Annotated in this window: 14 protein-coding genes; 5 read left to right on the top strand and 9 right to left on the bottom strand. The window is 73.7% G+C overall.

Features of this window, described 5'->3' with window-relative positions:
* Window positions 1-15: 15 nt before the first annotated feature.
* Complete coding sequence (locus OIE51_RS19515; RefSeq protein ID WP_326599028.1) at window positions 16-1,269, bottom strand: helix-turn-helix domain-containing protein; 1,254 nt, start codon at window positions 1,267-1,269, stop codon at window positions 16-18.
* 194 nt (window positions 1,270-1,463) lie between these two features.
* Between OIE51_RS19515 and OIE51_RS19510 the strand changes: the two genes are divergently transcribed.
* Window positions 1,464-2,051, top strand: coding sequence for an ATP-binding protein (locus OIE51_RS19510; protein ID WP_326599027.1), 588 nt, complete (start codon window positions 1,464-1,466; stop codon window positions 2,049-2,051).
* A 716-nt stretch (window positions 2,052-2,767) separates the two neighbouring features.
* Here the strand turns inward: OIE51_RS19510 and OIE51_RS19505 are convergent.
* The 6 genes from OIE51_RS19505 to OIE51_RS19480 form a co-directional block, all read right to left on the bottom strand.
* Entirely contained in the window at window positions 2,768-3,061 is a 294-nt protein-coding gene (locus OIE51_RS19505; RefSeq protein ID WP_326600824.1) for a hypothetical protein, read from the bottom strand.
* 96 nt (window positions 3,062-3,157) lie between these two features.
* Window positions 3,158-3,379: a hypothetical protein gene (locus tag OIE51_RS19500; RefSeq protein ID WP_442812083.1), complete on the bottom strand. Its 222-nt coding sequence runs from the start codon at window positions 3,377-3,379 to the stop codon at window positions 3,158-3,160.
* A 35-nt stretch (window positions 3,380-3,414) separates the two neighbouring features.
* Window positions 3,415-5,454: a 4-alpha-glucanotransferase gene (gene malQ, locus OIE51_RS19495; protein WP_326599026.1), complete on the bottom strand. Its 2,040-nt coding sequence runs from the start codon at window positions 5,452-5,454 to the stop codon at window positions 3,415-3,417.
* Window positions 5,454-5,642, bottom strand: coding sequence for a hypothetical protein (locus OIE51_RS19490; RefSeq protein ID WP_326600823.1), 189 nt, complete (start codon window positions 5,640-5,642; stop codon window positions 5,454-5,456). The genes malQ and OIE51_RS19490 overlap by 1 nt, the downstream gene beginning before the upstream one ends.
* Before the next feature lie 242 nt (window positions 5,643-5,884).
* Window positions 5,885-6,421, bottom strand: a complete 537-nt coding sequence (locus OIE51_RS19485) for an HNH endonuclease (RefSeq protein WP_326599024.1) — start codon at window positions 6,419-6,421, stop codon at window positions 5,885-5,887.
* 275 nt (window positions 6,422-6,696) lie between these two features.
* On the bottom strand, window positions 6,697-6,825 hold the full coding sequence (locus tag OIE51_RS19480; RefSeq protein WP_326599023.1) for a hypothetical protein: 129 nt from the start codon (window positions 6,823-6,825) through the stop codon (window positions 6,697-6,699).
* 268 nt (window positions 6,826-7,093) lie between these two features.
* Here OIE51_RS19480 and OIE51_RS19475 point away from each other — a divergent pair, with 268 nt between their 5' ends.
* On the top strand, window positions 7,094-8,041 hold the full coding sequence (locus tag OIE51_RS19475) for a mechanosensitive ion channel family protein (protein WP_326599022.1): 948 nt from the start codon (window positions 7,094-7,096) through the stop codon (window positions 8,039-8,041).
* Between the two features lie 16 nt (window positions 8,042-8,057).
* Here OIE51_RS19475 and OIE51_RS19470 read toward each other — a convergent pair whose 3' ends face one another.
* Window positions 8,058-8,630, bottom strand: coding sequence for a GNAT family N-acetyltransferase (locus OIE51_RS19470; RefSeq protein WP_326599020.1), 573 nt, complete (start codon window positions 8,628-8,630; stop codon window positions 8,058-8,060).
* A 187-nt stretch (window positions 8,631-8,817) separates the two neighbouring features.
* On the opposite strand from OIE51_RS19470, the gene OIE51_RS19465 reads away from it, so the two are divergent.
* The 3 genes from OIE51_RS19465 to OIE51_RS19455 all read left to right on the top strand — a co-directional run bounded on the left by OIE51_RS19465 (window position 8,818) and on the right by OIE51_RS19455 (window position 12,722).
* A complete protein-coding gene (locus tag OIE51_RS19465) occupies window positions 8,818-10,224 on the top strand; it encodes a hypothetical protein (protein WP_442811968.1) in 1,407 nt (468 codons plus the stop codon).
* A gap of 20 nt (window positions 10,225-10,244) precedes the next feature.
* Window positions 10,245-11,318: a glutamate ABC transporter substrate-binding protein gene (locus OIE51_RS19460; RefSeq protein ID WP_326599018.1), complete on the top strand. Its 1,074-nt coding sequence runs from the start codon at window positions 10,245-10,247 to the stop codon at window positions 11,316-11,318.
* Window positions 11,319-11,450: 132 nt separating this feature from the next.
* Window positions 11,451-12,722 (top strand): hypothetical protein, encoded by a 1,272-nt coding sequence (locus OIE51_RS19455; protein ID WP_326599017.1) that lies wholly within the window; start codon window positions 11,451-11,453, stop codon window positions 12,720-12,722.
* 7 nt (window positions 12,723-12,729) lie between these two features.
* Here the strand turns inward: OIE51_RS19455 and OIE51_RS27010 are convergent, their stop codons facing one another.
* Window positions 12,730-13,107, bottom strand: coding sequence for a hypothetical protein (locus tag OIE51_RS27010; protein ID WP_442812082.1), 378 nt, complete (start codon window positions 13,105-13,107; stop codon window positions 12,730-12,732).

Genomic DNA, 13,107 nt, shown 5'->3' with positions numbered 1-13,107 from the left:
ACCCCTTGCCTTCGCTCACATGTAGACGCCGTGCAGCCGTTCGTCGAAGTCGCGGACCACTCGCGGAGGAGTGGGCGAGGTGTAGGCCCTGCGCAGGGCGCGAGCCCGTTCCACGGTGCGGCCCGAACGGTAACGAAGACCGGTCTCCAGCGCTCGCATGCCGAGCGTGAATGCGCCATCCAGTCGACCGGCGGCGAGATGGCCGAAGGCGATATCGAGCACCAGTTGTGCCCGTTGCTTGTCGTGGCCCGACGACAGGGCGGCTGCGGCGGCGTCCTGGGCGGAGAAGACCCACTCGTGCAGCCCCAGGCGCGCTCCGCAGGAGAGGCGGCAGGCGGCTACCTTGCTCTCGTTGAAGGCGAACACCCAGGGCCAGGGCGGAGGCTCCTCGCTGTGGATGCTCGCCGCCGCGTCCCATGCGGCGCGCAGTGCCCGATCGGCCGCCGGGGCCGCATGGGCCGACGCGTGGGCGAGGGCCTCGATGGTGAGAAGCCAGGCGTCGGCGATCGCGGGCCTTTCGCTGCCGAGTTGCTGCCTCGCGGACCGGACGAGCGCCAGACTCTGGGGGGCGTTGCCGACATGTGCTTCGAGCTGCGCGAGGCTTCCGAGCTGGTAGGCGGCCAGAAGTCGATCGGAGGAGCGTCGAGCGGCGGTGATGGCGCTGCCGTACCACGTCCTTGCGGATCCGTGGTCTCCCATGTCCCACGAGAGCCAGCCGGCGAGGCTGGCGGCCTCGCTTCCCGCAGCGGCGAGCCGCCCGCGATGCTGATCGTCAGCGGCTTCCGAGGCGAGCTTCTGCGTCAGCCGCAGGTGCGCCAGGACGGGTTCGATCAGGTGGCGTGATGGTGTGGTGCCGTCCAGCCGCCGGAAGGCTGTCGTCGCCGTGCGCAGCGTCGCTGCCTGTCCGTCCGTCGCGTGGCTGCCGGGGGTGGATGAGCCGAATACGGGGACCGCAGCGATCACCGCGCCAGTCGCCAGAAAGTTGCGCCGTTCCACGTCTCCGTCCAATACAGGGAGGGAAGCCAGGTGATCGGCGAGGCCGAGCAGCCGTGGCGGGATGTGCAGATGTGTGGCGGCCCGGGCCAGGACCGTCATGTCGTAGGAACCGGTCCCGTGGGCCTCCAGCCGCGAGACAGCCGATTGGCTGAGGCCGCATGCCTCGCCGAGTTGTTTCTGCGATACGCGGGCGTCCAGTCGCGCGAGTCGGACGACGCGTCCGTAGTCGCCGGTCCTCGATGCATCGCGAATGGCCTGCGTCGACCAGTTCATATGTGTGTGTCCCAACGATTCGTACAGCGCGCTGTCTGGATTCCGTTCATGCCTATGCGGGGGGCGCATAGGCGCATGCGACGGCCGGGTCATTTCTGGTTCGCTCAGGATCGCCTGCGGTTCGGTGAGTGCGCTACCCACTGTCGAGCAGTGGACACCCCCCGTCAGCAGGGGCGTCCCGGGAGGTGTCACGTATGTCGACCACCGCGTTGTTTCTCCGCTGGCCCGTCCTTGAGCCCGATTCGCGGGCCTGCCCCGTAGGCCGTTCTCTCAACGTCGCGCTGTGGTTCCGGCGCCGGTACCACCTGAGGATGATGTTCGGGCAGCGGCCCGCCTCCGCTGTGTGCGGCGGATCTCCCGGCTCCGAGGACGGCTCGGTGTCGTCCGTATCCTCCGAGTGTCGCTTCGCGGTCACACTGCCTGCCGAAAAGCAGTCGACGGGCGAGTTGCGGCGGGCGGTGCGGGAGCATGCGGGCTGGTGGGGTCTGACGGACTGTTCGGATGCCGTGCTCGTGGCGAGCGAGTTGTTCGCCAACGCGGTCGAACACGGCAGCCCGAGCCACGGCACCGTCGACGTCGAGGTCAAGCACCAGGGCGGGTTCGTGTGGATCGCTGTGACGGACCGGCGCCCGGACCGGGTTCCGGTACGGCGTGCCGCGACGGCGGACGCGGAGTCCGGGCGTGGCGTGGTACTGCTGGACGAACTCGCAACCGTGTGGGCCACCACCATCGACGCCTGCACAAAGACGGTATGGGCCCAAGTCCCGGTCAACGCCGCATGACCAAGCCACATGCGCCCGTGACGCACGAGCAAGCGACCGCCGAGCTCAAGGCCGCTGGTTATGACCCGGTGGACCGTTACCCCGGAACCGCCACCGCTTCGTGGAAGGTGCGCTGCGTCCACCCTGCCTGTCGGCAGGTGAGGCGGGTGTGGCTGGCCCACCTCCGCATGGGCCTGCGCCGCTGCGGCCACCGGCCACCGGTCCGCGAGCGTGTTGACCACACCAAGGCTGCCCAGGAGCTGGGGCGGGCGGGCTTCGAGCCACTGGAACCCTACCCCGGCAACGCCACCGTGCCCTGGCGCATGTGCTGCACCCAGCCCGGCTGTCCGGTCGGCGACCGCTTCATCCCGCTGGAACGGATCAGGGTTGGCCAGCGCTGCGTCCACCGCAGGCAGCCCCGCCCTCGCGTGACCCCTGACCAGGCCGCCAGGGAGATGCGTGCCGCCGGCTACGAACCCCTCCAACGCTATCCAGGCCGTACATCCCTACCCTGGACCTCCCGCTGCACCACCTGTGGCAGGACCCGACGCACGTCACTTGGCGCCGTCCGCCATGGCATACGCTGCGCTCACCGATATCCGGACAAGACGACCTGAAATGTCGAACACGCGTTGCTGTCCCTCACCCCTGGCGCGGAGCGGAGACGGCTCACCATGGGCGGGCCGTCCGGTCGCCTCGCGGCGGGCCAGGTCACATGGTCAGGTCCGCCGCGGACGTCACCCGTCCCGTTCCTGTGCCCGCAGCGCGCTGGCCAGGTCGTCGCGGGATTCCAGGACCAGGCGGCGCAGGGCCGGGGGCCTGTCCTCGTGGGACGCGATCCACGCGTCCGTCGCGTTCAGCGTGGCCCAGTCGGCCTGGAGGGTGGGGAACAGGCCGCGCACGACGGGCTGTTCCGGCTCATCGTAGTGCTCCCCGGGGTGGGTCTGGCCCGTGATCGCGTGCCGCAGCTCCGCCCCCGAGGTGAGGCGGAGCTTGATGCCGAGCGGGCGGCGGGTGCCGTTTCGTTCCACGGCTCGGCGGTGGCAATGCCGGGTGCCTTCGCACAGACCCGAGGGCGCACCGACAGACAGGTGACGGCAGTCTACGGAGGGGCGCGCCCCCGTGGCTCAGCGCTTGCGGTCGCTCAGGACCACCAGGCCGGCGATCACGGCGAAGAGCAGGATGGGGGTCACCACGAAGAGACCGAGCGTCTCGGCGACGCTCAGGCCGCTGCCCGGGTCGTCGCCGTCGTCCCGGTTCAGTGCGTGGGCCGCCGGGGATGTCATCAGCGTCAGCAGCACCGTGCCGAGGGAGACGGCGACGGCGCGCTTCTTGTTCAGGTTGACCACGGACACCACAGTAACGAACGCCCTCCGCCGCCTCCTCACGGCCCCGCCATCTCGTCGCGCACCGCCCTCACCAGGGCCGCGACCCGGGACGAGCCGGTCAGCTCCTCCAGGGTCACCGGCCGGCCGGTGCCGTCCGCGACGGGCAGCCGCCAGTTCGGGTACTCCCGCCAGGTGCCCGGGAGGTTCTGCGGGCGGCGGTCGCCGATCGCGTCCGGCAGCCAGATGCCGACCATCGCGGCCGGGGTGCGGGCCAGGAACCGGTAGGCGGCGGCGATCCGCTGCTCCTCGGGGGCCGCGCGCGGCAGCAACCCGAGGCGGGCGAAGGTGTCCAGCCACTCGGCGTTCTCCGCCATCAGCGAGCGCAGCGCCTCGGCCGGGTCGGCCTGGAGGCCGAGCCGCTCCTTGAGCCGGACGTAGGAGCCGTCCAACCGGGCGGCGGTCGGCGGCAGGTCGTGCGTGGTGACCGCCGCCAGACAGGCCGAGCGCCACTCCTCCGGGCGCAGCGGCGGCTGTTTCCGCCGCTCCCAGTGCCGCTCGAACCACAGCACCGAGGTGCCGAGCACGCCGCGCTCGGCCAGGTCGGCGCGCACGCCCGGCTCGACCGTGCCCAGGTCCTCGCCGATGACGGCGACGCCGGCGCGGTGCGCTTCGAGCGCGAGGACCCCGAGCATGGCGTCCGCGTCGTACGCGACGTAGGTGCCCTCGTGCGGCGCGGCGCCCTCCGGGATCCACCACAGCCGGTACTGGCCCATCACATGGTCGACGCGCAGCGCGCCCGCGTGCTGGGTCAGCCCGGCCACCAGCTCGCGGTAGGGGGCGTAGCCGCGCTCGGCGAGCGCGTCCGGGCGCCAGGGCGGCAGGCCCCAGTCCTGGCCCCGGTCGTTGAAGGCGTCCGGCGGCGCGCCCACCGACATGCCGGTGGCCAGCACGTCCTGCTGGGCCCAGGCGTCGGACCCGTGCGGGTGGACGCCCACGGCCAGGTCGTGGACGAGGCCGATCGGCATGCCGGCCAGCTCGGCGGTCCGCTGGGCGCGGGCGAGCTGGATGTCGGTGAGCCAGGCGAGCCAGCTGTGGAAGTCGATGCGCCCCAGGTGGTCGCCCCGGGCCCGGGCGGTCTCGGGCGACCGCGGATCGCGCAGCCCGGCGGGCCAGGCGCGCCAGTCGGGCCCGTACAGCTCGGCCAGGGCGGACCAGGTGGCGTGGTCCTCCAGGGCCTGGCCCTGGCGGGCGAGGTAGGCCCAGTACGACGCGGCGCGGCCGGGGCTGAGCGGGACGCGGCGGACGATCTCCAGCGCTTCCTGCTTCAGCGTCCACACGGCGTCGCGGTCGATGGGCGCGCCCTTGCCGAGCACGGCGGCCCGCAGCGCGGCGGCGCGGGAGAGGATCTGGTCGGCGCGCCGCCGGGCGTCGGCGTCGAGGTAGGCGTACTCGGGGATGTCCTCGACCCGCAGGTAGACGGGGTCCGCGAAGCGGCGCGTGCCGGGGCGGTAAGGGGAGGGGTCGGTGGCCTCGCCGGAGGCGCCGGGGACGGCCGCGTGCAGGGGGTTCACCTGGATGAACCCGGCGCCCAGCGTGTGGCCCGCCCAGCTCGCCAGGTCAGCGAGATCGACCAGGTCGCCCATGCCCCAGGAACGGTGGGACAGCACCGAGTAGAGCTGGACCAGGAACCCGGCGGTGCGGCCCGGCGGGCCGGGCAGCCGGGCCGGGGCGGCGATGAGCGTGGCGCGGGCGGCGCGGCCGTCGGGGGTCTCGGCGCGCAGCGTGTGGCAGCCGAGCGGGAGCGGCGCGCCCGCGTAGTCGCGGGTCTCGCCGTCCTCGGTCTCGACCCGCAGCGCGGTGCCCTCCGGGAGGGCGGACAGGGCGGGCGGCGCCGCGGCCCGGCCGGTGTCGCGCACCACCACGGTGGGCGGCAGGAGCCGGGGCCGGGCGGCGGGTCCGGGGTCGTCGGCGGCCACGCCCAGCGCGGCCAGGACGGCGACGACCGTGTCCCTGGGCACCTTGACCCGGCGGCCGGGCGCCGGTTCGTAGGAGGTGGCGACGCCATGCGTCGCGGCCAGGCGCGACAGCCGGTCCATCAGCCCTCGCCGGCCTCCGCGCCGCCGCGGCCGTTGGGCTCCGCGGTGAGGGGGGGCAGGATGGCCAGCGGCTGTTCCGCGGTGAGCGGGGTGAGGTCGCCCAGCGGCGGCTCGCTGGTCAGCGGGACCTCACGGGCGGAGGTGCCCTCGGACATACGGATCAGGGCGGGCCCGTCGGGATTGGGCACCGTCCATGGGGGTATCCGGGGAGGCACTGCCAGGTCGTGTGCCGGATCATTGATGACCCGGGCGGCTCCTGCCACGGGGGACTCCGTTCGCTGACGGCGGCGGACTGTAGGGAGTGCTCTTACCCAGTCAACGCCACCGCACCCTTTCCCGCGACGGGAAAGCGACGCAGCTCACATGCCTTGCGGCGGAAAATTTGCCGCGACGGCGGCGTCGGGGCGGGATTTTTCCCGAGGGGCGGTGGTCAGGCGTGTCTGCCCTCGATTCTGGCCAGCGCGTCGTCGGCGCCGTACGGCCGCAGATACGGGAGCCACCGCGGGTCACGGTGGCCGGTGCCGATGATGCGCCAGGCCAGCCCCGTCGGCGGCCCGGGCGTATGTCGGAGCCGCCAGCCGAGCTCGGCGACATGCCGGTCGGCCTTGATGTGGTTGCAGCTGCGGCAGGCGGCGACGACGTTGTCCCAGGCGTGCTGACCGCCCCGGCTGCGCGGGATGACGTGGTCGACGCTGGTGGCGGCGCCGCCGCAGTAGGCGCAGCGACCGCCGTCGCGGGCGAAGAGCGCCCGCCGGGTGAGCGGCACGGCGGTGCGGTACGGGACGCGCACGAAGCGCTTGAGCCGCACGACGCTCGGGGCTGGTATAGCGTCGGTGGCACTGCGCATCAGGGCCCCGGAGTCCTCAAGACTCACGGCCTTGTCGTTGAGCAGCAGGATCAGTGCGCGGCGGACCGGTACGACCCCAAGTGGCTCGTACGACGCGTTGAGGACCAAGACGTGTGGCACGAAAACGCCCTCCGTTTCCGTCGGCGGCACGTGGCTCGCGCCGGGACGATCTCCCCCAGTGTGTCCCGCGCACCGCCGCCCGCGCCACCACGATCGCGATATGTACTGATTGTGTCGTTCACCACAGGGCTCCCTTGCCTCCCGCTTTTCCCACCTCCCCGCCGTGGCTGATCCCTTCCGCGCAGGGGCGCGGTGAGGTGGCGCTGAAGGCCGGCGTCGACGGCGCGGATCAGCTCCTCGCGATCCATCGACGCCACTGGCTCCAGCCTCAGTACCTAGCGGACCAGCGCCACGCCCAGGCCCCGGGTGAGGACCAGGCCGGCGCGCGTCTCGATGTCCGGATCCGCCGGGAAGGCGGCTCGCGGGGCGGGGAGGATCTGTTCCGCCGAAGGCGGTCCGGACACTCCGCGCCGCCTCGGGGTGGGTGGGGCCGCGCGGAGCACGGCCCTCTCGGACTTGCTCTCGCCGCGCTCCCAGCGGCCGAGCATGGCCCGCGCGCGAACCGCTCCCCGCTCTCCTCGCCGCGCATCCCACCTCCGGCGGCCGGCCCCGTGGCACCCGCGCCGGCGACGCCCCTTGACCGCGTGCCCTCGCGGAAATGGGCGCCGACCGGGGAACGTGACTACCGTGGGCCGGTGACCGGGGAAGCGGGAGAGGACTGAAGAGGACCGCATGCGAGACAACTGGGAAGCCTGGCTCGCGTCCGGGCTGCGCGTCCTGCTGATCCTGGGCATCGCGTTCACCGCGCGCTTCGTCGTGCGCCGCGCCATCACCCGGCTCATCGCGCGGCTGAACCGCGAGGACAGCGACAAGCGGCGCTCGGCCGCGCTCGGCGGACTGCTGGTCAACCCCGAACGGCGCAGGCAGCGTTCGGAGACGATCGGCTCGGTGCTGCGCAGCACGGCCTCGGTGCTGGTGCTCGGCACGGCGGCCCTGATGGTGCTGGACGAGCTGGGGGTGCGGCTCGGCCCGCTGATGGCCAGCGCGGGCATCGCGGGCGTGGCGATCGGCTTCGGGGCGCGCAGCCTGGTGGCGGACGTGCTGAGCGGCCTGTTCATGCTGCTGGAGGACCAGTACGGCGTCGGGGACACCATCGACGTCGGTGAGGCCAGCGGCACGGTGCTGGAGATCGGGCTGCGGGTGACGACCCTGCGCGGCGACACCGGCGAGACCTGGTATGTCCGCAACGGCGAGATCAAGCGGGTGGGCAACCTCAGCCAGGGCTGGGCCACCGCCGGCGTCGACGTCACCGTGGAGGCGGACGCCGACCTCGACCAGATCCGTAAGCTCATCGCCATGGTCGGCGACGACCTGTCCGACACCGCGCCCTGGGACGAGCTGCTGTGGGAGCCGGTGGAGGTGCTGGGCGTCGAGTCGGTCGCCGGCGAGCAGCTGGTGCTCCGGGTCATCGTCAAGACCCAGCCGGGCAAGGCTTCGGTGGTGGAACGGGAGCTGCGCTGGCGGATCAAACGGGTCCTGGGCGGCGCGGGTATCACCCAGCCGGAGGCATCGGGTCCGTCGCTTTCCCCTGGTCCCCCGGCAGCGGCGGGGGGCGGCGGCCCGGCCGCGGCGGACAGCGCGGGCGGAGGCGGGGGCGGCGGCGGAGCCGCGGAGGGGTAGCGCGGAGCGGCGCGCGTCACTCCGGCAGGGCGCCGGGGTCCGGCGCGTGCTCCCACGTCATCAGCGTGAACCGGTGGTGCGTGCCGTCCCTGAGCATCGGCTCGTCGTCCGTGAGCCGGTAGCCGACGGCGCGCGCCACCGCGTTGCTCGCTTCGTTCTCCCGGTCGATCCGCAGCACCACGCGGGCGGGTGCCAGCTCGCGGTGCGTGAAGTCCGTGAGCACCGTCAGCGCGCGCCGCGCCAGCCCCTGGCCGCGGTGGCGGCGGCCGACCATGTAGCCCAGCTCCACTTCGCGGCGGCCGTCCTCGCCCGGCAGCAGCACGACCTCGCCCAGCGGCGCCAACCCGTCCGTGGTGACGGCCAGTTGGATACGGGTGCCGGCCGACTGGCGGGCCAGCGCGTTGCTCAGGTACTCACGGGCGGCGTCCTCGTCGAACGGGGAGCGCAGCGGCGTCCACCGGGCGATGTCCGGGTCGTCGAAGAGCTCCGTCATGGTGTCGGCGTCCTCGGGCAGCCAGTGCCGGAGGTGGACGCCGTGCCCGGAGAGCCGGACGGTCATGGGCAGCGCGAAATCGGGCTGACTGGTCATACGACGATCCTGCCGCGTGCCGGGAACCACCGGACCGCCGCCCGCGTGATTGCGGGGAAGGGGCTCGCGGCGCCCCACACATCGCGATCACGACAAGATCTCGGCAAGGGCTGTGTGCCCGCTCCGGCCGAACGGCATACTGCTGGCCGTGGCCCGTGCCGGAAACGTGAGGGGGAGGGCCCGGAACGTGACTCACCCGCCCGCTCCGCCAACCGCGCCGCCCGTCCCGGTGGCGCCACCGGCGCCCCTCCGGCCGGCTCCCGCCGCCCCGCCCGAGGTGCCGCGTCGCCGTAGCGCCTTCGCCGAGGGCGTGGCCCGGCTGCGGGCCGCCGCGCGGACCGAGCCGGGCCGGCTGCGGATCATCGGCGCCGTCGTCGCCGGGCTGCTGCTGCTCCTGGGCGGCGTCACGTTCGCCGAGATCTCCGCCCGAGCCGACGACGCCGACACCGTGCGCGGCAGCAGCCAGCCGCTGAGCGCCCGCGCCGCCGAGATCTACCGCTCGCTCGCCGACGCCAACACCACCGCCGCCGCGGGCTTCCTGGCCGGCGCGGACGAGGACCCGGAGATGCGCCGGCGGTACGAGCGGGACATCGACACCGCCGCCGAGCTGCTCGCCGAGGCCGCCGCCCACAGCTCGGGCTCGGCGGAGGCCCAGCGCCACATCGCCCTGCTCAACGAGGCGCTGCCCGACTACACGGGCCTGGTCGAGACGGCCCGCACGAACAACCGGCAGGGCCTGCCGCTGGGCGGCGCCTATCTGCGGTACGCCGACGAGCGGATGCAGCAGACGATGCTGCGCGCCGCCGAGGCGCTGTACGCGCTGGAGACCGAGCGGTTCCAGCAGGACCTGGACGACGCGAGGGCCTGGCCGTTGGCGTCGATGGTCATCGGGCTGACGGTGCTGGCGGTGCTGCTCTGGGCGCAGCGCCGGGACTATCTGCGGACCAACCGGGTCTTCAACCAGGGCCTGCTGGCCGCCACCGCCGCGACCACCGTGCTGCTGCTGTGGCTGGGGGGCGCCCACGCCATGGCCCGCTCCGCGCTGACCGACGCGGACGAGAACGCGGCCCAGTCGCTCAGCTCGCTCTACGGCGCCTGGACCGAGGCGCTGAAGGCGCGCGGCGACGAGAGCATCACCCTGGTGGCGCGCGGCGCGGGCAGCGAGTCCGAGAACAGCTACCAGGCGCACATGGCCCGGCTCGCGGGCGAGGAGGGGCCGGCCGACAGCCTGCTCAACCGCGCGCGGGAGCTGGCCGACGACGCCGATGGCCGCGACCCGGTGGAGCGGGCGATCGACGCCACCGAGGACTGGCGGGCCCGGCACACCGAGGCCCGCCGACTCGAACTCGCCGGGGAGTACCAGGAGTCCGTGGAGATGGTGATCGGCGTCGAGGACTCCACGGGCGAGAGCTTCGACGCGGTGGACGCGTCGCTGGCCGAGGCGGTGGACCACGAGCAGTTCGAGTTCACCCGGGGGGCGAACGACGGTCACGCCGCGCTGGGCGGCCTGCGGGGCGGTGCCGTGCTGCTGACCCTGCTCGGCGCCGCGGGCGCCGTGCTGGGCATCGGCCGCAGACTGTCGGAGTACCGGTGAGGGCGCGGGAGGTGCGGACCATGCCGGAGAACGGACCGCGGGCGTCGGCCGACCGGCGCGCGGCGCACGGCGGCGGGCGCGCGGGGCGCCGCGACGTGCGGGCGCTGCTCCTCGCCGCGGCCGGGCTCGCGCTGGCGGGCAGCGTGCTCGCCGGCTCGCTGCCGCCCGATCTCCTCGCCGGGCCGCCGGCCGCGCCGCACGGCCGGTCCGCCGAGGCCGAGTACGCCGACGACAGGGCGCCGTCGGCCGCGCGCGAGCGGTGCGCCGACGGCCGGGACCCGGCCGAGAGCTTCCCGCCGGGCCGGGTCCGGGGCGCGGCCGTCGAGGAGATCCAGGAACGCGGCCAGCTCGTCGTCGGCATCGACCAGAACAGCTATCTGTGGGGCTACCGCTCCCCGCAGACCGGCGACATCGTCGGCTTCGACATCGACTTGGTGATGGCCATCGCGGAGGACCTGCTCGGTCCGGACCCGGACGTCAGGTTCCTGGCCATCCCCACCGACCAGCGCATCCCGGCGGTCCAGGACGGAACGGTGGACATGGTGGTGCGGACCATGTCCATCACCTGCGAGCGCTGGCAGGACGTCGCGTTCTCCACCGCCTACTTCGAGACCGGCCAGCAGCTCCTGGTGCCGGCCAACTCCTCGATCCAGGGATTCGACGAGTCGCTCGACGGCATGCGGGTGTGCAGCGCGAACGGTTCGACCGCGAGCAAGCGGCTGGAGAGCGAGAGCCACGGCGCCGATCTGGTGGGCGCCGACAACCACTTGGACTGCCTGGTCCGGGTCCAGCTCGGCCTGGCCGACGCCCTGATGACCGACAGCGCGCTGGCGGCCGGGCACGTGGCGCAGGACCCCTCGATGCGGCTGGCCGACGACCCGCTCACCCAGGAGTCCTACGGCGTCGCGATGAACCTGGCCAACACCGATCTGGTCAGCTGGGTCAACGCCGTGCTGGAGGATTACCGGGAGCCCGGTCCGGACGGCACGCGCAGCGAGTGGCGGCAGTCCTACGACCGATGGCTCGCCCGTTATCTCTACGACGAGGAGACCGATCCCCCGCCCGCGCCGCCGCGACCGCAGTACCGAGACTGATCCGATCCGTGACTCCTCCCCGGACGGGGAAGAGATCCAGCCGACGCCGTACCCCGGCGCACCGGCGGACGGCACGGCGTCGACCGGACATGAGCCCACACGACACACCAGGACTTCACAGAGGGGAGAGCGATGGCCCCGGATTCCGGCGGGCAGGTGCTGAGCCGGGAGGAGGTGGACCGCGCGCTGGCGCGGCTCGGCGCCGAGCACGAGGCGATCGAGTCCTCCCTGCTCGCGCTGCAGGACCACGCGGGCCGCAGACTCCTCGAAGGCGCCCAGCTCTCGGGCGTCACCCGGGAGCGGTGGGCACGGGCCGAGCCGACGGCCTCCCGGCTGTGGACGTACTTCGACACGTGCACCGACGCCCTGGAGACGGCCCGGGAGCTGCGGGCCCGACGCCGATTCCCCGGCCGGGACGACCTGCTCCAGCTCAGCATGCTGCTGGACGGCGACCATCTGATGGTCTCCGGCGAGGGCCGGCTGGCCGAGCGCCTGAGCTGGGCCGACCTGGTCGAGCGGATGAACGCGGGCTATGCCGAGGTCCTCGACATCGTGATCGCCGCCGACTCCGTCTGGTCGGCGCTGCCCGCGCGGATAGACCTGCTCTCCGCCGAGTTGCGCCGGCTGAGCGAGCTGGCGCACTCCGTCGGCGTGCGCCCCGGCGCGCATCCGGCGGGCGACGATCTGCAGCGGGTCACCGGCGAGCTGACGGAGCTGCGCGCCGAGGTGATCGCGGACCCGCTCGCCTTCTGGATCGCGGACGGCGGCAGCAGCGCGCCCGGCGGCGGGCGGCCCGACACCGTGCGCTACGACCGCGCCGCGCGGGCCCTGGACGACATCCGGCGGGAGGTGGACGCCGTCATCGGCGTGCGCAAGGACGCCGAGGAGCGGCTGATCCGGCTGCGCGACGTGCTCTCCCGGGCCGACCGGACCCTGGCCGAGGCGCGCACCGCGCGCGGCGAGGTGCTGGCGAAGATCGCGGCCTCCGAGGTGCCCGCGGTCAGCGGCCCGGCCAGCGCGCTGCATGAGCAGCTCGCCACGGCGGCCGACTACCGGCGGCGCGCCCAGTGGCACCGGCTGTCGCCGCTGCTGGAGTCGCTGGAGCAGCGCGCCGAGGAGGAGCTGGACCGGGCCCGCGCCTCGCTGTCGGCGGTCACCGCGCCGCTGGCCGTGCGCGCGGAGCTGCGCGGCCGGCTCGACGCCTACAAGGCGAAAGCCACCCGGCTGGGCAAGGCCGCGGAGCCGATGCTGGCCGAGCGCTACGACCAGGCTCGGCGGCTGCTGTGGACCGCGCCCTGCGACCTGCGCGCCGCCGAGAACGCGGTCCGGCGCTACCAGCGGGCGACGGCCGAGGTCCTGGCCTCCGGCGAGGAGGACCCGGCGGACGGGAGGCGTGAGCGGTGACGGAGTGTCAGCGGCCGGACTGCTCGGGGACGTACGAGGACATGGGCGGCGGCGAGCTGTACTGCGGCGTCTGCGGGCTGGCCCCCGTCGTCTCGCCGGAGGGCATGATCGGCTCCGTCGCGACCGGGGTGACCGGCTCGGTCCGGAGCGCGGACAGCGGCGGCCCGTTCTCCGGCGGCTCGGGGGGCTTCTCGGGGGAGGGCTCGGGGAGCGGGTTGGGCAGCGGCAGCGGCTCGTCGCGCTCGCAGTTCTCCCGCCGCTCGGTCTCCGGACGGCTGTGGCGGGCCGCCTCCGGCGGGCTGCCGGGCCGTTCGGTCACGGTGCGCAGCTCGCGCACGATCACCAGTACCTCGGCGCGCTCCCGGCTGGGCGCGGGCCTGGTCAC

The sequence above is a fragment of the Streptomyces sp. NBC_01803 genome (assembly GCF_035917415.1).
GTDB lineage: Bacteria > Actinomycetota > Actinomycetes > Streptomycetales > Streptomycetaceae > Streptomyces.
This window is presented reverse-complemented; position numbering and strand designations above follow the sequence as displayed.